Origin of the sequence: Pseudomonas sp. NFPP24 (genome assembly GCF_900112095.1) — a bacterium.
Classification (GTDB): domain Bacteria; phylum Pseudomonadota; class Gammaproteobacteria; order Pseudomonadales; family Pseudomonadaceae; genus Aquipseudomonas; species Aquipseudomonas extremorientalis.
Window position 1 is genome coordinate 30,329 of sequence record NZ_FOKD01000010.1, and the last position, 26,040, is coordinate 56,368.

The window sequence follows — 26,040 nt, forward strand, 5'->3', positions numbered from 1 at the left end:
GTCAGTGCTCTGGCGCCATATGGCAAACGCTCAAATGCGCGATTGCGCAACCATCCAGGCCTGGAACGCCTGAAGTCGAGCCGTGAATGTTTCACGGTCGGCACTCGGGTTCCGGGCCTCGAACAAAAAGAAGGCCACCTGAGTCATCTTGGATGGGTACTCCTTCACGAACAGCGCCACATGCATTTCCAGCGTATGCGGCCACGATGCCTGCTCACCGCAGAGTATCTGGGTGGCTCTGAGCAGCTTGCGTGACGCTTCGCGCTGCAGGCGGAGTCGCTCCTGCTCGTTGGCGGCATGTGCGATGCGGCCAAGGTAAGCGGTGAGCACCGCTTCAAAGTCACCGTTCACGGCCAGGGCAATATCCAGTGATGGCCGAAACCGCTCGAACTGCGCCGACAGATCATTGCCCCACACGCACCGGCAGTGGTGCTTGAGCCAGAATCCCCAGCTGTTGCTGTTTTCGATGGCCAGGACCTGTGCGCGGCTGCCGATATCGAAATCCACCTTGGTGACTTGCGGGTACCGCACGGCCAGGTCACATCGCACCCGCTCCAACCGCTCCAAAACTGCAGAGGTCGGCGGCTCACATAGCACCACCGTCAGATCAAGATCGGAAACGCCCGACAGCGCATCGCCACGCGCGACGCTGCCATAAAGATAAAGGCCGTCCACTCCCAAGTCAGGCTGCGAGAGCACGTTGCAGACAGCCTCGAGCAGTGGCTGAAATTCACGCTGCACGGGGACGTGGGGAACCGTAAGGATAAAGCCCTCGGCGTCCACCCCCGTGGATAGCGCCGGGCTCATGGGTGATGTCTCTCGATCACCAGGCCTTCAGCCTCGCTCGGTACCGTGAAATGGCGGGTAATCAGATCAAACTCAGCATCAGTGGCGGCAAAGTCATGCTCACCCTGGGCGTTGCGCGCATGCAGCCTGGCCCGGCAGGTGGCGTCATCCAGTTCCAGGTAGTGCAGGCAGTGCCGGGCCTTGGCGGCGTGTGCCAACCCCAGCAGCCATTCGCGACTGGCCACTGTATTGGCAGGGAAATCCAGCACCACGTCGAGGCCCGACTGCAGCACATTGACCACCAAGGGGCCCAGTACGCCGCGAATACGCTGGGCGCATTTGATGTAATCCGCAATGGCGTGGATTTCACCGGGGTAAAGCGTGGCGAGCCAGTGGTCTTCGCTGAGCACAATGGCAGCGTGCTCAGTGGCGAGGGTCTTGGCGAGTGTGGACTTGCCGGAGGCGATCTTGCCGCAGAGCAAATGCAGGGTTGGCATGGGGCGGTTCCTTATGTCAGTCCCGCCAGCATGACCGCCATGGATTGATCACACAACGCCCCGTTTCCAATGCTCGTGGAACGCCAGGGCCGCGACATTCTTGTCCTTGGCTTCGAGCATGATGTCGAAGCGGTCGAGAAACTGCAGCGCATAATCGTTGGTCCAGCGGTTCCACATCTGTGCGCTGTGGGCGTAGAGGTCGCGCTTGGACACCACCTGCAACAACGCGTCCATTTCCAGCTTGTGCTCGGCATCAAAGCCCAGCTCTTGCAGGCTCTCCGGGGGCTGGGAGTAATGCATGGTCGGTCGCACGCCGCGCCAGCTTTCAATCACCCGGGCGACCCGCTCCGAGTGGGGGTCGATGTAGTCGTTTTCGTTGATCCAGCAGTGGTGGATGTCCAGGACCACCGGTGCCAGGTCGGCGACTTGCAGGCAATGGTCCAGGCCATAGGTCTTTTCGTCGTTCTCGAACGTGATGCAGTTGCGCGCCACCTCCGACAGGCGCGACCACACGGCGCGGGTGCCTTCCACGCCGAGGCGGCCGGCGATATGCACGTTGCACTTGAGGTCCTGGAAGCGCCGGCCATAACCCATCATGCGGATCATGTCGGCGTGGTATTCGAATTCGGCGAGGCTGTTTTCCACCACGCCGGGGTTTTCCGAGCCGAGTACACAGTATTGGCCCGGGTGGAATGACAGGCGGATATCCGAGGCGCGGGCCAGCTCACCGATGGCGGCAAAACCCTCAACCAATTGACGCTCGATAGCCGGGTCCTTGTAGGCGCTGGCCACTTTGGGATGGCTGTAGAACGGCAACAGGTCGCTGCTCAAGCGCAGCATGCGCAGGGTCGAAGGCAATTCAGCGACATACGCCAGCAGGCGCAATTGAGCGGCCAGGTTGTGCGTGACCACTTCCACCAGTTTGTCCCGGGCCACCTGCGGTGTAACGCTGTCCATCCAACGCAACGTGGTGGTGCGCGGGTTGAACGGACCTTCGATCAGCTTTTGGGCGCTGGCCGACAGTAGCCGTTCGGGATGTTTGTATTGGCACGCGAAGCCAATGCGTGGGTGAGTCATGGAGGCGCCTGGCGTAGGAAAAAGGAGCGAATGATACGGGGTTAGTCCGGGGTAGACCCAGGCGGGTTCCCACTATTTCGAAACGTTTCACGCTGAACTTTCTCACCGGCGCTGCGTTCACTTCTTATGCGCTGCCCCGTCCAGGGGCGTTGTACAACAAGGAGCCGCCCCCGTATGACTACCCTCCCCGTTTACCGATATGCCCCAGGGCCGCTGCATGCGACCTTGCTCGCCGGCACCGTGCCGTTGTTTCTTGGTGCCTTGCTCAGCGACATTGCCTACACCCAGACCTACCAGATCCAATGGGCCAACTTCGCCTCCTGGCTGATTGCCGGCGCGTTGGTGTTCGCCGGTTTCGCGTTTCTGTTCGCGCTGGTCAACCTGCTGCGCGCCGAGCACAAGGCCGGTCAACCCACTCGCTATGTGCTGTTGCTGTTGGCCACTTGGGTACTGGGCCTGGTCAATGCCTTCCAGCATGCCAAGGACGCCTACGCCTCGATGCCCGGCGGCCTGATCCTGTCGGCCATTGTCTTGCTGCTGACGTTGGCGGCCACATGGACCGGCCTGCGTTCGGGAGGTGTCAAATGAAAACGTCCAGCACCCTGACCCTATTGAGCGCCGCGCTGTTGCTGAGTGCCTGCGGTGGCGAAGGCGACAAGACCCAGGCCCGTGGCCCCGATCCCAAGCTGCCGGAACAGCAAAGCAGCCTGTTGCCGAGCATGAAAATCGCCGAGCCTGCGCCCTGGGGCGAACAGAAACCCAAGGTGCCGGACGGCTACAGCATCACCGCGATTGCCACCGACCTGGCCATCCCGCGCCAGACCCTGGTGCTGCCCAACGGCGATATCCTGGTTGCCGAAGGCCGTGGCGGCAGTGCGGCCAAGCTCAAGCCCAAGGATGTGATCGCCAGCCTGATCAAGGCCGAGGGCAACACCAAGGTCAAGAGCGGCAACCGCCTGACCCTGCTGCGCGACGCCGATGGTGACGGCACCTACGAACTCAAGACCGTATTCGCCGACAACCTCAATGCGCCCTACGGCCTGGCGTTTGCCAACGGCAAACTCTACGTGGCCAACCAGGACGCACTGGTGAGCTTCGACTACGCTGACGGCCAGACCAAAGCCAGCGGCCCGCCGAGCACCGTCACCGACCTGCCGGCGCAGATCAACCATCACTGGACCAAGTCTCTGGCCGTGAGCGCCGATGGCAGCCAGCTTTATGTGGGCATCGGCTCCAACAGCAACGTCACCGAACGCGGCATGGAAGTGGAGATCGACCGTGCGATGGTCTGGCAGATCGATGCCGTCACCGGGGCGCACAAGCCCTACGCCACTGGCTTGCGCAACCCCACGGCACTGACCATCCAGCCGGACACCGGGCAACTGTGGACGGTGGTCAACGAGCGCGACGAACTGGGCCCGGACCTGGTGCCGGACTACCTGACCTCGGTGCGTGAAGGCGCGTTCTACGGCTGGCCGTACAGCTACTGGGGCCAGAACGTCGACCCACGCGCTCAACCGCAGAACCCAGCCAAGGTGGCCGCCGCGATCAAGCCGGATTACAGCCTGGGCTCCCACGTGGCCGCCCTTGGCGTGGACTTTTCCATCCCGCAGATGGGCGAGCAGTTTGCCGACGGTGTGTTCGTCGGCGAGCACGGCAGTTGGAACCGCGACAACCCGGTGGGCTACAAGGTGATCTTCGTGCCGTTCAGCAATGGCAAGCCGTCCGGTGAGCCCATCGACTTCGCCACCGGCTTTCGCGGCGACGACGGCAAGACCCGTGGGCGCCCGGTGGGTGTGACGGTGGACCCGAAAGGTGCGCTGATCATTGCCGATGACCTGGCCAATACCGTTTGGCGCGTGACGCGCAACCGCTAAACAAAATGTTTGACATGGTTGCCTGAAGCAACAATATTGTTGCCTAAGGCAACCATTCGAGCATTTCAGCATGTCCACCCCCTTGCTTGTCGAACGCGCCGGCATCGTGCGCGGCTTCAACCGCTTCTACACCCACCAGATCGGCGTGTTGCAGGAACACTTGCTGCAAAGCGACTACTCCCTGACTGAAATCCGCGTGATGTACGAATTGTCTTCCCGTGGTGACCTCACCAGCGCCGACCTGTGCCAGATGCTCGGCCTCGACGCGGGTTACCTGAGCCGGCTGACCAGTGGCTTTGAAAAGCGCGGCCTGATCCAGAAAGTCCGCTGCGCCACCGACGCCCGCGCCGTGCAATTGCATCTCACCGACCACGGCCGCGCCGTGCTGGCGCCGCTGGAGCAGCAAACCCAGCGCGAAGTCATCGCCCTGCTCGACAGCCTGCCCGAACCGCAACAGCAACAACTCACCGAAGCGATGAAGCGCATCCAGGCCCTGCTGCAAGGCACCGCGCCCAGCTATCTGCTGCGTGACCCGCAACCCGGCGACATGGGCCGCGTGGTGCAGCAGCAAACCGCGATCTATGCCCGTGAATACGGCTGGAATTGGGAATTCGAAGCGCTGGTGGCGGAGATCGTCGCCAAGTATCTGCGCGAATATGACCCCACGTGCGAGCGCTGCTGGATCGCGGAAAAGGACGGCGAGGTGGTGGGCTCGGTGTTCGTGATCCGTCATGACCAGACCACGGCCAAGCTGCGCATGCTCTACGTGGATGCCAGCGCACGGGGCATGGGTATCGGCCAGCGCCTGGTGGATGAGTGCGTACGCTTTGCCCGCCAGGTGGGCTACACACGCATGCTGCTGTGGACCGTGGATATTCTGACCGACGCGCGCAAGCTGTATCAGAAAGCCGGGTTCGAGCTGGTGGAGGAAGAGCCGATGGTCAGCTTCGGCAAAGCCCTGGTCAGCCAGACCTGGGCTCGCCCGCTGTGAAACAGCCCCGCGCCATGGCGGCGCGGGACGTGGAGCCTTACAGGTCAGTGATTTCCTTGTGGCGCGGCACCAACGTCTTCATCACGCTCCAGGCCACCAGGTAGGCCAGCGCACAGATCGCGAACATGATCATGTAGCCGGTATGGATGTCGTTGATGGACTTGTAGTAGTCGAACACCCAGCCACCGATCTTGGTCATGACCACGCCGCCCAGGCCGCCGGCCATGCCGCCGATACCGACCACCGAGGCCACGGTTTTCTGCGGGAACATGTCCGAGACGGTGGTGAAGATGTTGCACGACCACGCCTGGTGCGCCGAGGCGCCCACACCGATCAGCAGTACCGGCACCCAGAAGCCGATATAGCCCAACGGCTGCGCCAGCAACACCACCAGCGGGAACAATGCGATCACCAGCATGGCTTTCATGCGCCCGTCGTACGGTGCATCGCCGCGCGCCATGAAGTAGCTGGGGAACCAGCCGCCACCAATGCTGCCGACCATGGTCATGCTGTACAGCACCGCCAGCGGCATGACGATATCGGCGCCTTTCATACCGTATTGCGCCGACAGGTAAGTGGGCAGCCAGAACAGGAAGAACCACCACACGCCATCGGTCATGAACTTGCCGAAGGCAAAGGCCCAGGTCTGGCGATAGGTGAGCAACTTGAACCAGGAGACTTTTTTCTCCACGGCGCCGGCCGGTGACGGGGTGAACGGCTGCACGGTCTGGTCACTGCGGATATAGGCCAGTTCTGCGGCCGACAGGCGTTTTTGCTCCTCCGGCTTGCGGTAGAGCGCGATCCACACCGCGACCCACACGAAGCCGAGCCCGCCGATCACGATAAATGCCGCTTCCCAGCCCCACAGACCGGCAATCAATGGCACGCAGATCGGCGCCAGGATCGCGCCCACGTTGGCGCCGGAGTTGAAGATCCCGGTGGCCAGCGAGCGTTCTTTCTTGGGGAAATATTCGGCGGTGGCCTTGATCGCAATCGGGAAGTTGCCCGCCTCGCCAATCGCCAGTACCGCACGGGACAACATGAAGCCGGCAATCGACACCGGGATCACCGCCAGGCCGATCGCGCCGCTGATGACCGCGATGCCCTCGCCCATCGGCACCGAGAAGGCATGCATGATCGCGCCCGTGGACCAGATGCCAATCGCCACCACATAGGCCGCCTTGGTGCCGATCTTGTCGACGAAGCGCCCGGCGAACAGCATGGAGATCGCGTAGACAAACTGGAACACCGCCGCGATGTTCGCGTAGTCGGTGTTGCTCCAGCCAAATTGCGTGGACAACTGCGGTGCCAACAGGCTGAGCACCTGGCGGTCGAGGTAGTTGACGGTAGTCGCGAAGAACAGCATCGCGCAGATGGTCCAGCGATAGTTGCCTACCGCTTGGCCAACGCGGTGAGCGTGGATGGGCTCGTTCAAGTTCATGGCATCACTTTTTATTTTTGTTAGGTAGGACATATGTAACGTCATATGTCGTCGTACAACTGCGACTTTTATATCGGGCCGCCTACCGGCTGTCAATCTGAAAGATTGCCGTTTATCGAGGTTCTACGTGGGTCTGTAAAAGGTCAGGCAAATACAGTTGTAGGATGACAAATACGCATGACCAGGCTGGGCGCTTTGCCCGGTACATCGTCGAGCACACCAAAAGGCTGCATACCGATCTTTTCCAGCACCCGGATCGAGGCCCCATGATCCGGTCGCACCAGCCCGAACACCTCGGGCAACCCCAGGCTGTCGAATGCCAGCGCCAACGCGTCGTGCCCCAACTCGGTGGCATAGCCCTGCCCCCAGGCCTGCACCGCAAAACGGTAACCCAGGTTGATGCGCCGCTCGGTCAGGTAGTTGAGGGGCGCGATACCGCCGAAGCCGATGATGTGGTCCGGCGCCTCGCGCCGTGCAATCGCCCACCAGCCGTACCCTTGGGTCGCCCACTGTTCAAGCCAGTGATCCAGCAGACGCTGCGCCGCCTCCAGGCTGGCCATGGGGCCCGATGGGTTGAACAGGTTGGTCTGCGGGTCGCCGAAGATCGCGAACAATCGCTGCAGGTCGCCCGGCTGCGGCTGGCGGTAGACTAGGCGGGAATGGGCGGCTGGCATTCGCATAACTCGTGTGTGGAGGGACAAAGTTCAATCCATCTGCAAAAAAACGCAAAGAGTGGTGAATTATTTCATGTCCGCTTGTATCTGAAGTGACAGAGCGGTGCCATCGCAGTGATGGCGCCTCCCATGTTCTGTTTTAGAGTGCCCCGCATGAAATTACGTAAGAAAAGCGTCAAGCCCATCGGATTGAAAGACATCACCATCGTCGACGACACCAAGGTGCGCAAGGCGATCACCGCCGCCGCCTTGGGTAACGCCATGGAATGGTTCGACTTTGGCGTCTATGGGTTTGTCGCCTATGTGCTCGGTAAGGTGTTCTTCCCCGATGCCTCGCCCAGCGTACAAATGATCGCAGCACTGGGTACCTTCTCCGTGCCGTTCCTGATCCGTCCCCTGGGTGGCCTGTTCTTCGGTGCACTGGGTGATAAATACGGGCGGCAAAAGGTCCTGGCCGCGACCATCGTGATCATGTCCCTGAGCACCTTCGCCATCGGCCTGATCCCCTCCTACGCCTCGATTGGCATCTGGGCGCCGATCCTGCTGTTGCTGTGCAAAATGGCCCAGGGTTTCTCGGTGGGTGGCGAATACACCGGTGCGTCGATCTTCGTCGCGGAGTATGCGCCGGACCGCAAGCGCGGCTTCCTCGGCAGCTGGCTGGACTTCGGTTCCATCGCCGGCTTCGTGCTGGGTGCCGGTGTGGTGGTGTTGATTTCCAGCATCCTGGGCGAAGCCGACTTCGAGTCTTGGGGCTGGCGCCTGCCGTTCTTCCTTGCCCTGCCCCTGGGCATCATCGGCCTGTACCTGCGTCACGCCCTGGAGGAAACCCCGGCGTTCCAGCAGCACATGGACAAAATGGAACAGGGCGACCGCGAAGGCTTGACCCACGGCCCCAAAGTCTCGTTCAAGGAGGTCGCGACCAAGCACTGGCGCAGCCTGCTGACCTGCATCGGCATCGTCGCGGCCACCAACGTGACGTACTACATGCTGCTCACCTACATGCCGAGCTACCTGTCCCATAACCTGCACTACAAAGAAAACAGCGGCGTGCTGATCATCATCGCGATCATGGTCGGCATGCTGTTCGTGCAGCCGTTCATCGGTTTTGTCAGCGACAAGATCGGCCGCAAGCCGTTCATCATCGCTGGCAGTATCGGTCTGCTGTTCCTGTCCATTCCGGCGTTTATGCTGATCACCAGCGGCAAGATCGGCCTGATTTTCGCCGGCCTGCTGATCCTCGCGGTGATCCTCAACTTCTTCATCGGCGTAATGGCCTCCACACTCCCCGCGATGTTCCCCACTCACTTGCGCTACAGTGCATTGGCCAGTGCGTTCAATGTCTCGGTATTGATCGCCGGTGTCACGCCGACCGCCGTGGCCTGGCTGGTGGAAAGCACCGACAACCTGTACATGCCCGCCTACTACCTGATGGTGTTTGCGGTGGTCGGCCTGGTCACTGGCCTGACCATGAAGGAAACCGCCAACAAGCCATTGCGTGGCGCAGCGCCGTCGGCGTCGGACATGGAAGAAGCCAAGGAGTTGTTGCAGGAACATCACGACAACATCGAGCAAAAGATCGAAGATATCGACGCGCAGATTGCCGAATTGGAAGCCAAGCGCCAGACCCTGGTGCAGCAACATCCGCGTATCAACTGAAGCCTGACCCTGCATGGCGGCCCCACCCGCCGCCATGTTTCTGGAGAGTTCAACCATGGTTCCAAGCGTCACCGCACCACAGTCGTTGCTCAGCGCAGATGAACGCGCCGCCATTGCCGAAATAGAAGCCACCACCAGCATCCTGCAACTGGTTACCCGCCTGACCGGCATGCGCTTCGCCGGCATCGCCAAATTCACCGACCTGGAATGGGTGGTCTGCTCCGTGCATGACACCGTCGACATGGGCATTCATGTCGATGACGTGCTTGAGCTGGAAACAACGTTGTGCAGCGAGTTCTGTATCAACCCACAGACCCTGTTCATCCCGCAGATCAGCCAGAGCGGCCGCTTCGCCGCACGTCCGGTGGTCAAGCAATACGCCATCGAGAGCTATGCCGGTGCACCGATCTTCCTGCCCGACGGCCGTCTGTTCGGCGCGCTGTGTGCACTGGATTCGCGGGCAATGCTGTTCGAAGATCCCAACCTGCCGGAAACCCTCAGCCTGTTTGCTCGGCTGATCGGCTGCATTTTTTTCGCCAACCTGACGACCAGCGATACCTGAGCGTTCAGTTTTCCAGCAGCGCCGCCGATAACCAGGGATACCCCTGACTTGCAGCGCTGCCCTGCGGGAAACAATGCCGAACACTCTCGTCCCGATCACCCGAACGCTCTCCAACCGCACCAGCCTGTCGCTGACACGGACCTCACTGTTCAATTTCACGGCCCTGTTGGTCCTGGTATTTGCAGCAGCAGCCTACTCGCTGATCTACCTGGCCCATGACCTGGACCACGCCGAGCAAGAGGAAAACGCGTTTTACACGCGTAAAGCCGTGCAGTCCCTGGAAAAATCCCTGCGGGTGACCGTCAAGGACTACGCCTTCTGGAGCGATGCCTACAAGCACTTGCACCTCAAGGTGGATACCGATTGGGCCTACGGTCGCGGCAACGTCGGCGCCACACTGTTCCAGGATTTCGGCTTCCAGGGGCTGTTTGTGGTCAACGACGCCAACCGCACGGTGTACGCCGTAGTCGAAGGCGAGCTGCAACCCATTGACCTCAGCGACTGGCTCGCCCAGCCCATCACGCAGGTCCTCGAGCAGGCTCGTGCCGGAGCCGAACAGGAAACGCCGGTCACCGCCTTCATCAACGTGCGCGGCAGCCCGGCACTCGTGGCCGCAGCCGCCATCACGCCCGGCACCGACCCCACGGTGAAGGTGGATGGGCGCCCCGCGTCGGTACTGGTGTTTGTCGACATTCTCGACAGCGCCCACCTGGCCCTGATCGGCAATGATTTCGGGGTGAATCAACTGCATATCGCCAGCGCCGATGAGGTCGGCAATACCTTGCTGGTCCCCCTGGGCGAAAACGGTGCTGCCGGCAGCCTGCATTGGCAGCCGGCGCGCCCAGGCGTGCGGTTGATGGGTGTTGGCTTGCCGCTGCTGGGCCTGGCCGCATTGCTGGTATGCCTGATGACCTGGGTGATCCTGCGCCGCGCCAGTGCCGCTGCCCTCGCCCTGGATGCCAGCCATGCGTCGCTGCTAGACAGCCAGAATGCCCTGACTACCAGTGAAGCGCGCTTTCGCGATGTGGTGGAAGCCAGCTCCGATTGGGTCTGGGAAATCGACGCCGGCTGGCGTTTCACGTACTTGTCGGAGCGCTTCGAGAACGTAACCGGCCTGGCCCGTCATACCTGGATCGGCGCCGCCATCAACGAGCTCCTGGACACGGAAGCCGGCGCGCTTTCGCAATGGCTGAACACCCCCAGCCGTACCGCGGACCTCAGCGTGCAATGCCGCTACGTCGACGCCCACGGCCAGGAACGCACCACACGGCTCGCGGCAAGGCAAATGCCCTGTGGCGGTTTCCGCGGAACCGCCACCGACGTGACCGAGGAAGTCGAAGCACGGCGCCGCATTGAATTCCTGTCTCAGCACGACGCACTCACCGGGCTGGCGAACCGAACGCGCCTGCAAGCGTTCCTCGACGACAAGCTCAAGGCACTGCCGGCGTCGGGGCAGCCTTTGGTCATGCTCAGCCTGGACCTGGACCGCTTCAAACCGGTCAACGACCTGCTCGGGCACGCCGCGGGCGACCACGTGCTCAACGAAGTGTCGACCCGCCTGGCCGATTGCGTGCGCCACGGCGACCTGGTAGCCCGGGTGGGTGGCGATGAGTTTGTGATGATCCTCACGAATGCGGGGACCCAGGACGATGTCGAGTCCTTGTGCCTGCGCTTGATCGAGTCCGTTGAACAGGCGGTCAGGATCGGTGAGCAGGAAGTGTTCGTCAGCGCGAGTATCGGCATCGTGCTGGCCCCCGACGATGCCAGCGAAGCCACCGAACTGCTGCGTTATGCCGATATCGCGCTATACGAAGCCAAGGCTGCTGGCCGCAACACCTGGCGGTTTTACTCAGGGGAGATGAATGCACGGATCATCGAGCGTCGCCGCCTGGAAAGCGACCTGCGTTTTGCAATCAAGCACAACGAACTGCGCCTGCACTTCCAACCACGCTATCGCATTGCCGATGGGCGGATGGTCGGCGCCGAGGCGCTGGTGCGCTGGCAGCACCCACAGCGCGGGCTGATTCCACCCGACACCTTCATACCGATTGCCGAAGAGTCAGGGCTGATCCTGTCGCTGAGCGACTGGGTACTGCAAACCGCCTGCGCCTGCGCCGCCCAGTGGCCCGAAGCACTGTTTGTGTCGGTGAACCTGTCGTCCACGGAGTTCAAGCGTGGCGACCTGGTGGAGCGCATTCGCAACGCCCTCAAGACGTCGGGGATCGATCCGGCGCGGGTTGAACTGGAAATCACCGAAAGCGTGATGCTCGAAGACGCCGCGGGCGCACTGGCGGTAATGCACACCCTCAAACGCCTGGGCATACGTATTGCCATGGATGACTTCGGCACCGGGTACTCCTCGTTGAGCTACCTGCGGGCCTTCCCCTTCGACGGGTTGAAGATCGACCGCAGCTTCCTCAGCCGCCTGGAAGACAGTGAGGATGACAAGGCGATCATCCAGGCCATCGTCGGCCTGGGGCGTGCCCTGGCATTGACGGTGACCGCCGAGGGTATCGAGACCTCCGGGCACCTGGAGATGCTCCGGGCGGTGTCCTGTGACGAAGGCCAGGGCTACTACCTCAGTCGGCCGCTGGATATCGACACGTTCAACGGGCTGCTCGGCGCTAGCGGAAAAAATGGCTCGGTGTCTTGCCAAACTGTTTCCTGAACATGCTGGTGAACGCACTCGGGCTGTCATAACCCAGCTCCATGGCGATATCGATCACCTTCTCGCCCACCGCAATGCGCTCCAGCGCCAGCAGCAAACGCGCCTGCTGGCGCCATTGGCCGAAGGTCATGCCGGTTTCCTTGCGAAACAGGCGCTGGATGGTTTTCTGGTCCAGGTGCAGGCGCTCGCTCCAGTCCGCGACGGTGGAGGCATCGCCCGGCTCTTCCTGCAGCGCCAGGCAGATGCGTTGCAGGCGCGGGTCGGCGGGCTGCGGCAAGGACAGCGGTAACGCCGGCAGGATCGCCAGTTCGTCGAGGATCAGGTGCATGATCCGCGCATCCCGCGAGTCTTCGGCGTACGGCGGCTTCAGGCTCACGGACGCCTTGATCAGCTCGCTCAGCAACGGCGAGATACTCACGGTTTTCGGCTCGCCGGGCATGTTCGGGAAGCGATCCGGGCGCACAAACACGCTGCGCATTTTCAGGGTGCCCACGCAACGCAGGGAATGCACGTGCCCGGCGGGCATCCAGATGCCACGGTTGGGCGGCACGGTCCACTGGTTCAGCGCCGAGTACACCACCATCACGCCTTCGATGGCGTAGAGCAGTTGATGCTTCTCGTGGCTGTGGTCGGGGATCACCCAGTTTTCCGGGTAATCGGTGGCGGAACTGATGACAGCCCAGGCGCCTTCGTTGATTTCCTGGAGAAATTCGTTCAGAGGTTTGATCATTTCGCCCTTTTTGCGACAGTTGCCGCCCCAATTGCGCGAGACAGGCATTACTGACAAATCTAGCATGAACGCCGAATCATTTTGTAATGGATGGCCACCTTAAGAAGTGGCCGCCTCTGATTAGCTGCCTTGTATGGAATGCCTGCATGTCGACCCTTACCGCGTCACCCGCCGCTGCAACCACTGCACCCCAGGCCAGCCCGTTGGTCATGCGCATCCTCGGTGCCTGCGCCCTGGCCCACTTGATCAATGACCTGATCCAGGCTGTGCTGCCATCGATCTACCCGATGCTCAAGGCCAACTACGGCCTGACATTTACCCAGGTCGGGCTGATCACTCTGACCTTCCAGTTGACCGCCTCCCTGCTGCAACCCTGGATCGGCTATCACACCGACCGCCACCCCAAACCCTGGCTGCTGCCGGCGGGCATGGTGTGCACCCTGGTCGGCATCCTGATGCTGGCGTTTGTCGGCAGCTTCCCGGCGATCCTGCTGGCGGCGGGCCTGGTGGGCGTGGGCTCGTCGACCTTTCACCCGGAAACCTCCCGCGTCGCGCGCCTGGCCTCCGGCGGGCGCTACGGCCTGGCGCAGTCGACCTTCCAGGTCGGCGGCAACACCGGCAGCGCCTTGGGCCCTCTGCTCGCAGCGGCGATCATCATCCCCTACGGCCAGGGCCATATCGCCTGGTTCGGACTGTTTGCGGTGTTCGCCATCCTGGTGCTGTATGGCTTGAGCCGCTGGTACCGCCACCACCTCAACCTGTTCAAGCTCAAGCAAGGCGGCAAAGCCACCCATGGCCTGTCCAAAGGCCGCGTGACCTTTGCCCTGGTGGTGCTGGCCGTACTGGTGTTCTCCAAGTACTGGTACATGACCAGCCTGACCAGCTACTTCACCTTCTACCTGATCGAGAAATTCCAGCTGTCGGTCGCAAGCTCGCAGATGTATTTGTTCCTGTTCCTCGGCGCCGTGGCCGTCGGCACCTTCGCCGGCGGGCCGATCGGCGACAAGATCGGCCGCAAGAAAGTCATCTGGTTCTCGATCCTCGGCGCGGCACCGTTCACCCTGGCCCTGCCCTACGTCGACCTGTTCTGGACGGCGGTACTCAGCGTGGTGATCGGATTCATCATCGCGTCGGCCTTCTCGGCCATCGTGGTGTATGCCCAGGAACTGGTGCCCGGCAATGTGGGCATGATCGCCGGGATCTTCTTCGGCCTGATGTTCGGCTTCAGCGGGATTGGCGCGGCGCTGCTCGGTTTGCTGGCGGACACCCACGGCATCGAGTATGTCTACAAACTGTGCTCGTTCCTGCCGCTGGTGGGCATCCTGACCATCTTGCTGCCCTCGACCAAGGGCGCCTGACCTGCCGAACATCGCCTGGCCGTGTGCCATCACACGGAATGCTCTGAAAAACCTGCGTGTGCGCTTACAATCCCGGTTCTAAACGCACACCAGGCAGACCCGGCAAGACATGACGCTCGACCCTCCCACCATTTTGGCACTCACCGTTGCCCTGGCAGCCGCTGCCGCCCTGTACCTGGCCGTTGAATGGCGCAGTGTGCGCGAACCTTCGCTGCTGTGCTGGAGCGCCGGTTTCGCGACGATCACCGTCGGCTCCACCCTCGCCCTGCTGCGGCTCAATGGCTTGCTGATGATCGGCATCTGGTTCGCCAACGGCCTGCTGGTGACCGCGCACTTCCTGTTTTTACTGGGTGTGGCGCGGTTCACCCAAACGCGGCTGTCGCCCGTGTGGTTGCTGATGCTGCTGGTCTGGCTGGGCATGCTGATGTTGCCGGCCGATCCATCATGGTCCAAAGCCATGCTGGCGGTGCAGTCCCTGTTGGTGGCGCTGCCGACCCTGCGCGCCAGCTTCTTGCTGCGCCCCCACGGCAAGTCCCTGAGCATCGGCGCGGTGCAGTTGCGCTATGTGCTGCTGATCCATGGCGCGTTCTATGTGGCCAAGGCCCTGTCGGTGTTGATCCCTGGCACCTTGATCGACCTCGCGGCCTTCAAGGGCGAGATCATCCAGATCTCCCTGGTGGAAGGCGCCATGGCGATCATGCTCATCGCACTGTCGATGACCGGCTCCGAACGCTATCGCCGCGAACAGCAGATCGCCCGCCTCGCCGCCCGCGACCCGCTCACTGCCCTCTACAACCGTCGTGCCCTTGACCTGCGCGCACCACGCTTGCTCGCCCAGGTTTCACCCGCCCAACCGGGTGCCCTGCTGCTGATCGACATCGATAACTTCAAATCGGTCAACGACCTCCACGGCCACAGCGCCGGCGACCGCCTGCTGGTCGCCCTCAGCGAGATGATCCGCAGCGTGGTGCCCCAAGGCGCACTGGCCGCCCGCCTGGGCGGGGATGAATTCGTGATCCTGCTGAACCCGGCGTCCACCGAACAGATTGTCGAACTGGGCAGCAGCCTGCGCGACCAGTTCCAGCAACTGGCCGCACAGCACTTCACCACGCCGGCGCCGGTGACCCTGAGCATCGGCGCGAACCTGTTCGACCAGCCGTCGCCGAGTTTGACGGCGCTGATCGAGCAAGGGGATACCACGCTGTATGAGTCCAAGCGCGGTGGGCGCGATAGCATTCGCCTCGTCGACCGCACGGGCGCCAGCCCCTTTGGCTAAAGGTCGTAACTGACCGCCACCCCACGCCCAGTCCTCACCGACTCCAACGCACACTCCGCCAAATGCAACGCATACAACCCATCCCGCACGCTGGTGGGTAATGCTGTGCCGTTGTTCAATGCGTCGATGAACTGCGCCAGCTCATTGCGATACGCATCCGCATAGCGCTCCAGGAAAAAGTGCTGCAACGGCTCCAGCGCCTCGGTGTGTTCGGCACTCCAGTGGCGCAGGGTGCTGGGGCGGTGGTTGTCGGTGAGCAGCACGCCGGTGGCGCCGGAGACTTCGACGCGCTGGTCGTAGCCGTACACCGCCTGGCGGCAGCAGTTGATGTGGCATTGCTTGCCGGAGGCGGTGCGCAGCAGCACCATCACGCTGTCGTAGTCGTCGATCTCGGCCAGAGCGGGGTCGACCAGGCGGCTGGCGATGGCGCTGACTTCCACCGGTTCTTCGCCGAGCAGGTGGCGGGCGGTGTCGAAGTCATGGATGGTCATGTCGCGCAGGATGCCACCGGAGTGGGCCAGGTAGTCACGCGGGGCCAGGCCGGGGTCGCGGCTGGTGATGATGACTTGGCGCACCGCGCCGATCTGACCGGCATCGAGGGCCGCGCGCAGGCGCAGCATGTCGGGGTCGAAGCGCCGGTTGAAGCCGAGCATCACCCGGCCACCCTGGCGCTCCACGGCTTGGGCGGCGCTACGAGCCTTGACGATATCGAGGTCGATGGGCTTTTCGCAGAGCACCGCCTTGCCTGCGGCAACCGCCGCCAGCAGCAGGTCGATATGGGTGTCGGTGGGCGTACCGATCACCACGGCGTCGATGTCATTACGGGTAAGCACCGCGGCGCAATCGTAGGCCGCCTCACACCCCAGTTGGGTACTCAATGCATCGACCCCTTCGCGCCAGGGGTCGGCCACCAGCACCAGCGTGGCATTGGGATGGGCGGCGACATTGGCGGCGTGGATCCTGGCGATGCGCCCGGCACCCAGGACGGCGATTCTCAGCATGGTCGAACTCCTGATGTTGTTATTGAGGGAGATTCAGTCCGGCAGGTTGAACGGCGTGACGATCTGCACCTGGGACGGTGCAATCGGCCCGGCCTTCCATAGCCGGTGGTAGTGCAGGATGTGCAGGAACACGTGACGGGCATCGATCTGCAGGTTGTGATCGATGATCGCCGCGACCTTTTCTTCGCGCAGCAACTGGCGGTTTTCTTCGTCAAGGTCGTGACCGATAAACACCTCCAGTGGCCGATCCAGGGCCGCGAACGCGTCGACAATCGCGCGATTGCCGCCGCCGACGCTGTACACCGCCTTGAGCTCGGGATGCTGTTGCAGCGCCTGGGTCACCCGCTCGAAGGTGCGGTCGTACACCCCAAAGCCGCCGCTCACGTCCAGCACTCGCAGGTGCGCGGCACGCCCACGCAGCCAGGCACGAAAGCCCATCTCGCGCTCTTCTTCGCCACGGAACAGTTCGCTGCCAATCACCACCGCCACGTCCTGGGGCTGCGCCGGCAGCCAGCGCGACATCAGGTAGGCAGCGGTCTGGCCGGCGGTGCGGTTGTCCATGCCGACATAGCCGATGCGCTCGCTTTGCGGCAAATCCGTAACCAGGGTCACCACCGGAATCCCCGCCGCGATCAGTTGTTTGACCGCCAGGTTCACCGCCGGCTCATCGGCGGCCTTGAGCACCACGCCCTGGCTGCCGGTATCCAGGCAGCGCAGCAGTTGATCGTGCATGGCCTGGGGTTCGATCTCCTCGAACAGGTGAAAGCGCGGAGCAATGCGGAACGGCGCCAGGCTGCCCAGTTGTGCGGTAATCGCCGTCTGCACCGCGCTACTGAAGCGCTTGGGCGTGTGCATGATCACGTCGACGTGGAACGTGCGCCCTACCGCCAGGCCGTTGTTTTCCTGGGACTCCAACTCCTCCAGCGCCTGCTCGATACGCCGCCGGGTCTGGGCATGCACGCTGCCACGCTGATGCAGGACGCGGTCGACCGTAGCTTTGCTGACGCCGGCCTGCATCGCCAGTTGCTTGATGGAGAAGTGTTTGGCGCGTTCGAGCATGGAGCCTCGCATGAGGTGTTTTTGAGGTGTTTTTTGGGTATTACTGAGGTTTTGCAATGCTAGTCTCAGTTTTGTCCGGCGTCGAGCCGGACGATGCACAACAACAAAAACTCCTGGAGAACTGCATGCCTAACACCGATCTCGCCACGTCGTTCAGCGGCCAATACTTTGTCGTCACCGGCAGCACCCAGGGCCTGGGCGCGGCGGTCGCCCGTACCCTGGCGCAACGTGGCGCCGCCGGGCTGATCATCTGCGGGCGACGACGCGCCCAGGGTGAAGAGCAGGTGCGGCAGTTGGCCCAGCTGGATTGCCCGGCGTTTTTTGTCGAGGCGGACCTGGAGCAGGTCGAGGATTGCCGCGCGATCATCGATGCGGCGCGTACCCACTTCGGCACCTTGCATGGGCTGGTCAACTGCGCCGGGATGTCGGATCGCGGCACCATCCTGGACACCTCGCCCGAGCTGTTTGATCGGCTGATGGCGGTGAATGTGCGGGCGCCGTTTTTCCTGATGCAGGAGGCGCTGAAGCTGATGATCAGCAACGGCGTGGAAGGCGCGGTGGTGAATATCCAGAGCGTCACCGGGCACGGCGGGCAATCGTTCCTGAGTGCCTATGCCGCGTCCAAGGGCGCGCTGGCGATCCTCACCAAAAATGTGGCGTTCAGTGCCCTGCGCAATCGCATCCGGGTCAATGGCCTGAACATCGGCTGGATGGACACGCCCCACGAAGATGACATCCAGCGCCAGTACCACGGTGCCCAGGATGGCTGGCTGGAAAAGGCCGAGCGCGCACAGCCGTTCGGGCGCCTGCTCAAGCCTGAAGAAGTGGCGCGCAGCGTGGCCTTCCTGCTGTCCAGCGAGTCTGGAATGATGACCGGCTCGGTGATCGACCTGGAACAAGGCGTGGTCGGCTGTACCGACGGCGGCAGCCCGCAACCGAATCAGGCGCTGGGAGGTGTGTGATGTCGGCGTTCGTGACGGAACAGGCCGTGCGCCTGGCGGATTTCAATGACATCTGTGCGCAACGCGTGAGCCGAGAGGATTACCCTCTCTGCGCTCAAGTGCAGAGCAATGTGCCGATCTATCAGGCCCACACCCTGCGCAACAGCGACCGCCTGGCGGTGATGAATGAACTTCACCACCTGTTCCGCGAGGGGCCCGGGGTGATGGTGGTGCGCCGGGCCTATGAAGACCTGGAAGTGGTCGACCGCCACAGCCAGGTGTTCGAGGCGATCTTCGCCCATGAGGCGGCGCAGGGCGTGGCGGCCGATCACTTCGCCAAGGCCGGCAGCAACGGGCGCATCTGGAATTCATTGCAGAAAGCCGCGCTGCGGTCGCCGGCGTCGTTTGTGGAGTACTACGCCAACCCGCTGTTGGGGTTGATTGCCGAGGCGTGGCTGGGGCCGAGCTATCAGGTCACGGCGCAGGTCAACGTGGTGCATCCCGGTGGCCAGGCCCAGCAACCGCACCGCGATTACCACCTGGGCTTTCAGACCAATGATGAGGTGGAGCGCTTTCCCCTGCCCCTGCACCTGCTGTCCCAGTACCTGACGTTGCAAGGCGCGGTGGCGCACTCGGACATGCCGCTGGAAACCGGCCCGACTCAGTTGCTGCCGTTTTCCCAGCAATACGCCCTGGGTTACCTGGCGTGGCGGCGTCCGGAGTTTATCGACTATTTCCAGCAGCACGCCGTGCAACTGCCGCTGAACAAGGGCGACCTGCTGTTCTTCAACCCGGCGCTGTTCCATGCCGCCGGCACCAACCGCACAGCCGACCGCCAACGCATGGCCAACCTGTTGCAGATTTCCTCGGCGTTCGGCAAGCCCATGGAAGCCCTCGACCGCGACCGCATGATGCTGGCGGTGTACCCGGCCTTGCTGGACAACACCGCACTGGATGCCCAGGCCGTGGCGGCGGTGATCGCCTGCACCGCCGACGGCTATTCCTTCCCCACCAACCTCGACACCGACCCGCCCTTGAAGGGCCTGGCCCCGCAAACCGGGCAGCAACTGATGCAGCAAGCCCTCGACGAACGCTGGCCATTCCCGGCGTTTGCCGCTGCCGTGGAGCAACTGCGGACCAAGCGCCAGGCGTGAACCCTCTGTTTCAACAACAACAAAAACAACGGAGCACCATCATGAAGAAGCAACTCCTTGCGGCACTCCTGACCCTGGCGATAAGCCCCTGGGCGCTGGCCGACATCCGTATCGGCGTGAGCATCGCCCAGGTCGACGACGTCTTCCTCGCGCAGATGCGTGACTACATGGCCGCCCACGCCAAGCAACTGCCCGGCGTGACCCTGCAATTCGAAGACGCCCAGGGCGACGTGGTGCGCCAGCTCAACCAGGTGCAGAACTTCACCGCCCAGGGCATGGACGCGATTATCGTCAACCCGGTGGACACTGCTGCCACGCAAAAAATGACCGCCAACGCCCAGCAAGCCAAGACGCCGCTGGTGTACGTCAACCGCCGCCCGGATGCTCAGCAGTTGCCACCGGGCGTAGGGTATGTGGGCTCGGACGAGGTCAAGGCCGGTGAAATTCAGATGCGTTACCTGGCGCAAAAGATGGGTGGCAAGGGCAACCTGGCGATCATGCTCGGGCTTCTGTCCAACAACGCCACGCATAATCGGACGCTGGGGGTGAAGACCGTGCTCAAGGAGTATCCCGACATCAAGATCGTCGAGGAACAGAGCGCGGAGTGGCAGCGCAGCAAAGCGATTGACCTGATGAACAACTGGATCGTATCCGGGCGCAAAATCGACGCGGTGGCGGCGAACGCGGATGAGATGGCGATCGGCGCGGCCATGGCGATCAGCCAGGCGGGCATGCAGCCGGGCAAGGACATCCTGGTGGCGGGCAGCGACGGTGGGGCTGCCGGGCTGGATGCGGTGAAGAAAGGCCAGTTGCTGGTGACGGTGTATCAGGACAACAAGGGCCAGGCCGTGGGCTCGATCGACCTGGCGGTGAAGATGGTGAAGAAGGAGCCGTACACGCCTGAGCTGACCATTCCTTATCAGCAGATCACCAAGGACAACTACCAGGCCTTCCTCAACCCTTGAGCCGAACGAACCTGTTGTGGCGAGCGGGCTTGCCCCGCGTTGGGCTGCGAAGCGGCCCCAATAACTGATGTCGTGGTTCAACTGAAACACCGCAGCGGTTTTAAAAGGGGCCGCTTCGCAGCCCAACGCGGGGCAAGCCCGCTCGCCACATCAAGCCCTCTCACCCGAGGGAGTTTGCGTCAACCGGTCTTCTCGCTGAACGGTTCAAGCCCATTCACCACCAGATAAAGCAACGGCCCCACCGACACAAACACCGCCGTCAGCACAAAGTACGGCACCAGCGAAGCCAGCGACCGCCAGCACCGCCGTGTTGTTTGATCTGGCTGGCATCCCGTCCGATTCAGCCGAGGACTTTAACCTGCTGACCACGCTGCTGCAGTCGGGCGGCCTGGGCGATCACCTGATCAACGCCAACGAGGTCCGCACCCTCGCCTGGCAACGCGCCACCCGTGAGGCGCTGGGCAATCCTGAACTGGCCGCCCTGCTGGCGCGTTTACCGACGCCGGCCAGCACCGAGCTGCCCGCCGACATGCCACCGCTGGTGCTGACGCGCATCCGCTCAAGCCAGGGCGAACTGAGTTTTCTCTCCACCTTCACCACCTTCGGCATGCCCCAGGACATCACTCTTTCCTCCCTGCGCATCGAACATCTGATTCCTGCCGACGACGCCACTTGGCAGGTGATGCGCGCGGCCTATGCGAGTTATGCCGCGCTGGTTTTGTGAAATATCTGTACGTAGACTGCCGCCATACCCCCACCTGAAGGCGGCGAAAAAAACCTGATGCAAGTTACCGAAGTTTCCATTGCCCAATTGCGCGCGGCACTTGAATCCGGCCAGACCACGGCCGTTGAACTGGTAGAAGCCTACCTGGCGCGGATCGATGCCTATGACGGTCCGCAGACCGCCACGGCCTTGAACGCCGTGGTGGTGCGCAACCCCCGGGCGCTCGAAGAAGCCGAGGCGTCTGATGCGCGCCGGGCCAAAGGCGAAACCCTGGGGCCTTTGGATGGCATTCCCTACACCGCCAAGGACAGCTACCTGGTCAAGGGCCTGACGGCGGCCTCCGGCAGCCCGGCGTTTGCCGACCTGGTGGCCCAACGCGATGCGTTCACCATCGAGCGCCTGCGCGCCGGCGGCGCTATCTGCCTGGGCAAGACCAATATGCCGCCGATGGCCAATGGCGGCATGCAGCGTGGCGTCTATGGTCGGGCGGAAAGCCCGTACAACGCCAACTACCTGACGGCACCGTTTGCTTCGGGCTCGTCCAACGGTGCCGGCACGGCGACGGCAGCCAGTTTCTCGGCCTTTGGCCTGGCCGAAGAAACCTGGTCCAGCGGGCGCGGTCCGGCGTCCAACAACGGCCTGTGCGCCTACACGCCGTCCAGGGGGGTGATTTCGGTGCGCGGCAACTGGCCGCTCACACCCACCATGGACGTGGTGGTGCCCTACGCACGCACCATGGCCGACCTGCTGGAAGTGCTCGATGTGGTGGTGGCCGAAGACCCGGACACCCGTGGCGACCTGTGGCGCCTGCAGCCCTGGGTGCCGATCCCGAGCGTCGCCTCGGTGCGCCCGGCGTCTTACGCTGACCTGGCCGTGAGCGCGGCCTCCCTCGCAGGCAAGCGCTTTGGCGTACCGCGCATGTACATCAATGCCGACCCCGACGCCGGCACCAGCGAGAAACCCGGCATCGGCGGCCCCACCGGGCAGAAGATCAACACCCGCGCCAGCGTTATCGACCTGTGGAACGACGCCCGCCAAGCCTTGGTGGCGGCCGGCGCTGAAGTGATCGACGTGGATTTCCCGTTGGTGTCCAACTGCGAAGGCGACCGCCCCGGCGCGCCCACCGTGTTTACCCGTGGGCTGGTGTCCAAGGAATTCCTGCACGATGAACTGTGGGAACTCTCGGCCTGGGCCTTCGATGATTTCCTGCGCGCCAACGACGATCCAGCGCTCAACCGCCTGGCGGATGTGGACGGGCCGAAGATCTTCCCCCACGACCCGGGCACCCTGCCCAACCGCGAAGACGACCTGGCCGCCGGCATGGATGAGTACGTGCGCATGGCCCAGCGTGGCATCACCCCGTGGGACCGGATCAGCACCGTCCCCGATGGCCTGCGCGGCCTGGAACAGACGCGCCGGATCGACCTGGAAGACTGGATGGACAAGCTTGGCCTCGACGCCGTGCTGTTCCCCACCGTGGCCGACGTAGGCCCGGCTGACGCCGATGTGAACGAAGCCTCTGCCGACATCGCCTGGAGCAACGGTGTCTGGGTGGCCAACGGCAACCTTGCCATCCGCCACCTGGGCGTGCCGACCGTCACCGTGCCCATGGGCGTGATGGCCGATATCGGCATGCCGGTGGGGCTGACGTTTGCCGGGCGCGCCTATGATGACTCGGCGTTGCTGCGGTTTGCGTCGGCGTATGAGTCGACCGGCAGCAAGCGCCTGGTGCCGCCGCGTACTCCGGCACTCTAACTCAAGGCAGGGGCACGGCAATCAACAGGATTGCCGTGCCTAGAGTAATCATCGCTCGCTCAGCCGTGCGCCAGCGCAATCATGTCGATCTCCACCGCCGCCGACTTCGGCAGCTGCATCACGCCGATCGACGTCCGCGTATGCACCCCGGCGCTACCGAGAACCTCGTGCAACAGGTCCGACGCGCCGTTGGCCACTTCACTCTGCTGATCAAAATCCTCGGCACTGCGCACGTACACGGTGATGCGCGGGATGGCCTTGATCTGGTCCAGCGAACCCAGGGCTTGCTGGAGTAACCCCAGGCAGCGCAACGCGCTGATGCCAGCGGCGACTTGCGCCTGGGCCAGGGTCAGGCTGTCACCAACCTTGCCCGGCAGCACGATGGCATCGCCGACACGCGGGATCTGGCCGCTGATATACAGGTGGTTGCCATCGCGGACCAGCGGCGTGTAGTTGCCGCCGATCTTGAACTCATTCAACTGATAGCCGATACGCAATTGGGCGGCCTGGTATTTTTCGTCGCGGGTCATGGGCGTTTTTCCTCGTTGCGACGTTGCCACTCATCCACCATGTCGCCCAGGGTCTTGGGCCTGTCGTTGCGAATCCAGGCCATAAACGGCCGGTCGAACTTGAACCCCGGGCCGCAGTGCTCAAGCATGAAGCGGCGAACGTTCTGAGTGTTCTTGTAGTGCGGGGTGACGGGAGTAGTGCGGGTGATGGGGTCGCTGTGCCAGTCAAAATCCATGTTGTCTCTCGGGCGCCGTGGGGTTTCGGCGCTAGCATAGCGATGTGCTACCCGTGCAGGAAGCAAGGCGTGCATTGCTTGATGTCTTAGGACATCACATAAGCAGAAGATCTATTTATAACGCCATAAAGCCGAAGCTTTTCAGGCTATTTCAAAATTTCACTTTCCTTCCCCATCTGAAATACTGCATGGTTGTACGACGACTTAACCCGTCGTACCAGCCCCAACAACAATAAGGAAACACCCATGCAAAACGTCAAAGTGTTGATCGGTTTTCTGTGCCTGTTCAGCGGCTATGTCGCCGCAGCGCCTGCCCCAGCCGAAAAGGACGTGGCCCAAGCGGTCGACCAACTGACCCAGGCCATGCTGCACCTGGACCTCAAGCAGCTTCACGCACTGACCTCCGACAAGCTCACCTACGGCCACTCCAGCGGCAAGGTGCAGAACAAAGACCAATTCATTGCTGACCTGGAAACCCACACCAGCGCGTTCAAGACCCTGGAAATGCAAAACCAGACCATCACCCTGCAAGGCGACACCGCACTGGTGCGCAACCACTTCCATGCCCTGGCGGTGAACAGTGGCGTTGAAGTGCCCACCGATATCGACAACTTCCAGGTCTGGCAGAAGCAAAAAGGCAAATGGCTGCTGATCGGACGTCAGGCCTACAAGTACTGATGCCCAGCGGTGAGCCGCTGAAACCGGCTCACCACGCCACCCCCTTGCGCACCGTCAACAGCGCTTCGCGCAGCGCTGGCAGCGCAACCGAGCCCAAGGCCAGGCGCAGTGCGTGGGGCACATGGGCCGAAACGGCAAACGGCTCGGCGGTGGACACGGAAATGCCCTCGCGCTGCAAGCTCATGGCCACCTGATCGGCCCGCGCCTCTTCCCCGAGGGGCAACCACAGGAAATACGAGGACGGATGGCTCACGTAGGCCAGCCCCTTCAGCACCTGCGCCGCCAAGGTCTGCCGCGCCTGGGCATCCTGGCGCTTCTGTGCTTCCAGTTGCGCCACCGTACCATCTTCGAGCCAGGCCACCGCAATGGCGCTCATCACGCCCGGCACGTTCCAGGTGGTGGCCATGAGGGTGCGCTCCAGTGGTTTTACCCATTCCATTGGCGCTGCGACGAACCCGACACGTAACCCGGTCGCGACACTTTTCGACAGCCCGCCCACATACACCGTGCGCTCGGGTGCCAATGTCGCCAGCGGCGGCGGCGCGTCTTCGGCCAGGAACGCGTAGGCCGCGTCTTCGATGATCATCAGATTGTGCTGACGGGCGATCGACACCAGCTGTTCGCGCCGGGCCATGTCCATCACCCAGCCCAATGGATTGTGCAGGGTTGGCATGCTGTACACCGCGCGCACCGGGCGCTTGCGACACAGCTTGTGCAGCGCATCCAGGTCCGGCCCCAGCGGGGTGACCGGGATCGCGACGATTTCCAGGTGCAGGGTCTCGGCCAGCACCTTGAACCCCGAATAGGTCAAGGCATCCACGGCGATCACATCGCCAGGCTTGAGCAAGGCCATCAGCGTCACCGCCAGGCCGTGCTGGGCGCCGCTGACCAGCAGCACCTGCTCGGCGTCCACCCTCAACCCTCGACTGAGCAAATGCCGCGCAAACGCTGCGCGCTCATGCAAGCGGCCCGCATGGGGCTGGTAACGCAACAGGGCTTCGAGGTCGCCGGAGAGTGCCAACTGGCGCAACGCCATGCGCAACATATCCGCCTGGCCCGGCAACGAGGGGTAATTGAAGTTCAGGTCGAGCATGCCCGGCGCCACCGTCATCTGCCCGCTGCCCTGCCCCGGCGGCAGCGAGATTTCGCGCACGAAGGTGCCACGCCCGGCTTCACCGCTGACCAGTCCCATCCCCTCAAGCTCCGCATACACCCGGCTGGCGGTGACCAGCGCGAGGCCATGCTCGGCGGCCAGTTGCCGGTGGGTTGGCAGGCGTGTGCCGGGAGACATGGTTCCGCTGCGGATGGCTTGGGCAAAGGTATCGACCAACGACTTGTAGCGGGCACGGGGCATTGGGCTGTATCCATGACAATTTTTTGATTGTCTCAATCCTCACCCCTAGGATGACCGCAACGCAACCCCTC

The 26,040-nt window shown here is 62.7% G+C and carries 24 protein-coding genes and 2 pseudogenes; 14 read left to right on the forward strand and 12 right to left on the reverse strand.

The genetic code is table 11. The features are described from left to right. Positions 1-30: 30 nt before the first annotated feature. Genes BM026_RS21035 through BM026_RS21045 form a run of 3 tightly spaced genes read right to left on the reverse strand, consistent with a single transcriptional unit; the run spans position 31 to position 2,360 of the window. On the reverse strand, positions 31-807 hold the full coding sequence (locus BM026_RS21035; protein ID WP_093529943.1) for a nucleotidyltransferase domain-containing protein: 777 nt from the start codon (positions 805-807) through the stop codon (positions 31-33). Further along, positions 804-1,283 (reverse strand): P-loop nucleotide/nucleoside kinase family protein, encoded by a 480-nt coding sequence (locus BM026_RS21040; protein ID WP_093529945.1) that lies wholly within the window; start codon positions 1,281-1,283, stop codon positions 804-806. The genes BM026_RS21035 and BM026_RS21040 overlap by 4 nt, the downstream gene beginning before the upstream one ends. A 48-nt stretch (positions 1,284-1,331) precedes the next feature. Continuing rightward, entirely contained in the window at positions 1,332-2,360 is a 1,029-nt protein-coding gene (locus BM026_RS21045) for an apurinic/apyrimidinic endonuclease family protein (protein WP_093121171.1), read from the reverse strand. A 174-nt stretch (positions 2,361-2,534) separates the two neighbouring features. Here BM026_RS21045 and BM026_RS21050 point away from each other — a divergent pair, with 174 nt between their 5' ends. From BM026_RS21050 to BM026_RS21060, 3 genes are all read left to right on the forward strand, one after another. Next, positions 2,535-2,948, forward strand: coding sequence for a DUF2231 domain-containing protein (locus BM026_RS21050; protein WP_071487887.1), 414 nt, complete (start codon positions 2,535-2,537; stop codon positions 2,946-2,948). Continuing rightward, positions 2,945-4,237: a PQQ-dependent sugar dehydrogenase gene (locus tag BM026_RS21055; RefSeq protein WP_093529947.1), complete on the forward strand. Its 1,293-nt coding sequence runs from the start codon at positions 2,945-2,947 to the stop codon at positions 4,235-4,237. Before BM026_RS21050 ends, BM026_RS21055 begins: the two co-directional genes overlap by 4 nt. A gap of 70 nt (positions 4,238-4,307) precedes the next feature. Next, positions 4,308-5,228 (forward strand): bifunctional helix-turn-helix transcriptional regulator/GNAT family N-acetyltransferase, encoded by a 921-nt coding sequence (locus BM026_RS21060; RefSeq protein ID WP_092244025.1) that lies wholly within the window; start codon positions 4,308-4,310, stop codon positions 5,226-5,228. A 37-nt stretch (positions 5,229-5,265) separates the two neighbouring features. Here BM026_RS21060 and BM026_RS21065 read toward each other — a convergent pair whose 3' ends face one another. Both BM026_RS21065 and BM026_RS21070 read right to left on the reverse strand, forming a co-directional pair. Further along, positions 5,266-6,669, reverse strand: coding sequence for an MFS transporter (locus BM026_RS21065; RefSeq protein ID WP_092244027.1), 1,404 nt, complete (start codon positions 6,667-6,669; stop codon positions 5,266-5,268). 143 nt (positions 6,670-6,812) lie between these two features. Further along, entirely contained in the window at positions 6,813-7,343 is a 531-nt protein-coding gene (locus BM026_RS21070) for a GNAT family N-acetyltransferase (RefSeq protein ID WP_093529949.1), read from the reverse strand. A 153-nt stretch (positions 7,344-7,496) separates the two neighbouring features. On the opposite strand from BM026_RS21070, the gene proP reads away from it, so the two are divergent. The 3 genes from proP (at position 7,497) to BM026_RS21085 (ending at position 12,229) form a co-directional block, all read left to right on the forward strand. After that, on the forward strand, positions 7,497-8,999 hold the full coding sequence (gene proP / locus BM026_RS21075; RefSeq protein WP_093529951.1) for a glycine betaine/L-proline transporter ProP: 1,503 nt from the start codon (positions 7,497-7,499) through the stop codon (positions 8,997-8,999). 55 nt (positions 9,000-9,054) lie between these two features. Then, on the forward strand, positions 9,055-9,561 hold the full coding sequence (locus BM026_RS21080; protein WP_058424054.1) for a GAF domain-containing protein: 507 nt from the start codon (positions 9,055-9,057) through the stop codon (positions 9,559-9,561). A 73-nt stretch (positions 9,562-9,634) separates the two neighbouring features. Then, positions 9,635-12,229, forward strand: a complete 2,595-nt coding sequence (locus BM026_RS21085) for a bifunctional diguanylate cyclase/phosphodiesterase (RefSeq protein ID WP_093529953.1) — start codon at positions 9,635-9,637, stop codon at positions 12,227-12,229. Here BM026_RS21085 and BM026_RS21090 read toward each other — a convergent pair. Then, entirely contained in the window at positions 12,186-13,007 is an 822-nt protein-coding gene (locus tag BM026_RS21090) for an AraC family transcriptional regulator (RefSeq protein ID WP_092244036.1), read from the reverse strand. The genes BM026_RS21085 and BM026_RS21090 overlap by 44 nt on opposite strands. A 98-nt stretch (positions 13,008-13,105) precedes the next feature. Between BM026_RS21090 and BM026_RS21095 the strand changes: the two genes are divergently transcribed. Continuing rightward, a complete protein-coding gene (locus tag BM026_RS21095) occupies positions 13,106-14,317 on the forward strand; it encodes an MFS transporter (RefSeq protein ID WP_092244039.1) in 1,212 nt (403 codons plus the stop codon). A gap of 109 nt (positions 14,318-14,426) precedes the next feature. Next, positions 14,427-15,593 carry a GGDEF domain-containing protein gene (locus BM026_RS21100; RefSeq protein WP_093529955.1) on the forward strand — a complete coding sequence of 389 codons (1,167 nt, stop codon included), beginning with the start codon at positions 14,427-14,429 and terminating at the stop codon, positions 15,591-15,593. Here the strand turns inward: BM026_RS21100 and iolG are convergent. Then, positions 15,590-16,594 (reverse strand): inositol 2-dehydrogenase, encoded by a 1,005-nt coding sequence (gene iolG / locus BM026_RS21105; RefSeq protein WP_092244045.1) that lies wholly within the window; start codon positions 16,592-16,594, stop codon positions 15,590-15,592. The genes BM026_RS21100 and iolG overlap by 4 nt on opposite strands. Positions 16,595-16,627: 33 nt before the next feature. Beyond that, on the reverse strand, positions 16,628-17,653 hold the full coding sequence (locus BM026_RS21110) for a LacI family DNA-binding transcriptional regulator (RefSeq protein WP_093529957.1): 1,026 nt from the start codon (positions 17,651-17,653) through the stop codon (positions 16,628-16,630). 125 nt (positions 17,654-17,778) lie between these two features. Here BM026_RS21110 and BM026_RS21115 point away from each other — a divergent pair, with 125 nt between their 5' ends. The 3 genes from BM026_RS21115 to BM026_RS21125 are packed head-to-tail and all read left to right on the forward strand — an operon-like array spanning position 17,779 to position 20,713. Beyond that, positions 17,779-18,615, forward strand: coding sequence for an SDR family oxidoreductase (locus BM026_RS21115; RefSeq protein ID WP_093513359.1), 837 nt, complete (start codon positions 17,779-17,781; stop codon positions 18,613-18,615). Continuing rightward, positions 18,615-19,748 carry a phytanoyl-CoA dioxygenase family protein gene (locus BM026_RS21120; protein ID WP_093529959.1) on the forward strand — a complete coding sequence of 378 codons (1,134 nt, stop codon included), beginning with the start codon at positions 18,615-18,617 and terminating at the stop codon, positions 19,746-19,748. The genes BM026_RS21115 and BM026_RS21120 overlap by 1 nt, the downstream gene beginning before the upstream one ends. Before the next feature lie 41 nt (positions 19,749-19,789). Continuing rightward, positions 19,790-20,713, forward strand: a complete 924-nt coding sequence (locus BM026_RS21125) for a sugar ABC transporter substrate-binding protein (protein WP_093513361.1) — start codon at positions 19,790-19,792, stop codon at positions 20,711-20,713. 179 nt (positions 20,714-20,892) lie between these two features. Here BM026_RS21125 and BM026_RS21130 read toward each other — a convergent pair. Beyond that, positions 20,893-21,009, reverse strand: a pseudogene (locus BM026_RS21130) (DUF2834 domain-containing protein); the annotation flags it as partial. Here BM026_RS21130 and BM026_RS21135 point away from each other — a divergent pair. Together BM026_RS21135 and BM026_RS21140 are read left to right on the forward strand one after the other, a co-directional pair. After that, positions 21,003-21,437 (forward strand): annotated as a pseudogene (locus tag BM026_RS21135) (transcriptional regulator); the annotation flags it as partial. The pseudogenes BM026_RS21130 and BM026_RS21135 sit on opposite strands and share 7 nt — an antisense overlap. A 54-nt stretch (positions 21,438-21,491) precedes the next feature. After that, complete coding sequence (locus BM026_RS21140; protein WP_175507963.1) at positions 21,492-23,192, forward strand: amidase; 1,701 nt, start codon at positions 21,492-21,494, stop codon at positions 23,190-23,192. A 59-nt stretch (positions 23,193-23,251) separates the two neighbouring features. Here the strand turns inward: BM026_RS21140 and BM026_RS21145 are convergent, their stop codons facing one another. Beyond that, positions 23,252-23,722 (reverse strand): RidA family protein, encoded by a 471-nt coding sequence (locus BM026_RS21145; RefSeq protein ID WP_071487907.1) that lies wholly within the window; start codon positions 23,720-23,722, stop codon positions 23,252-23,254. After that, entirely contained in the window at positions 23,719-23,937 is a 219-nt protein-coding gene (locus BM026_RS21150) for a DUF6434 domain-containing protein (protein WP_093513363.1), read from the reverse strand. Before BM026_RS21150 ends, BM026_RS21145 begins: the two co-directional genes overlap by 4 nt. Before the next feature lie 246 nt (positions 23,938-24,183). Here BM026_RS21150 and BM026_RS21155 point away from each other — a divergent pair, with 246 nt between their 5' ends. Next, the gene (locus BM026_RS21155; RefSeq protein ID WP_058424070.1) at positions 24,184-24,615 is read left to right on the forward strand and encodes a nuclear transport factor 2 family protein; all 432 of its coding nucleotides are present in this window, start codon (positions 24,184-24,186) and stop codon (positions 24,613-24,615) included. 28 nt (positions 24,616-24,643) lie between these two features. Here the strand turns inward: BM026_RS21155 and BM026_RS21160 are convergent, their stop codons facing one another. After that, on the reverse strand, positions 24,644-25,969 hold the full coding sequence (locus tag BM026_RS21160; protein ID WP_092244074.1) for an aminotransferase-like domain-containing protein: 1,326 nt from the start codon (positions 25,967-25,969) through the stop codon (positions 24,644-24,646). Positions 25,970-26,040 lie beyond the last annotated feature (71 nt).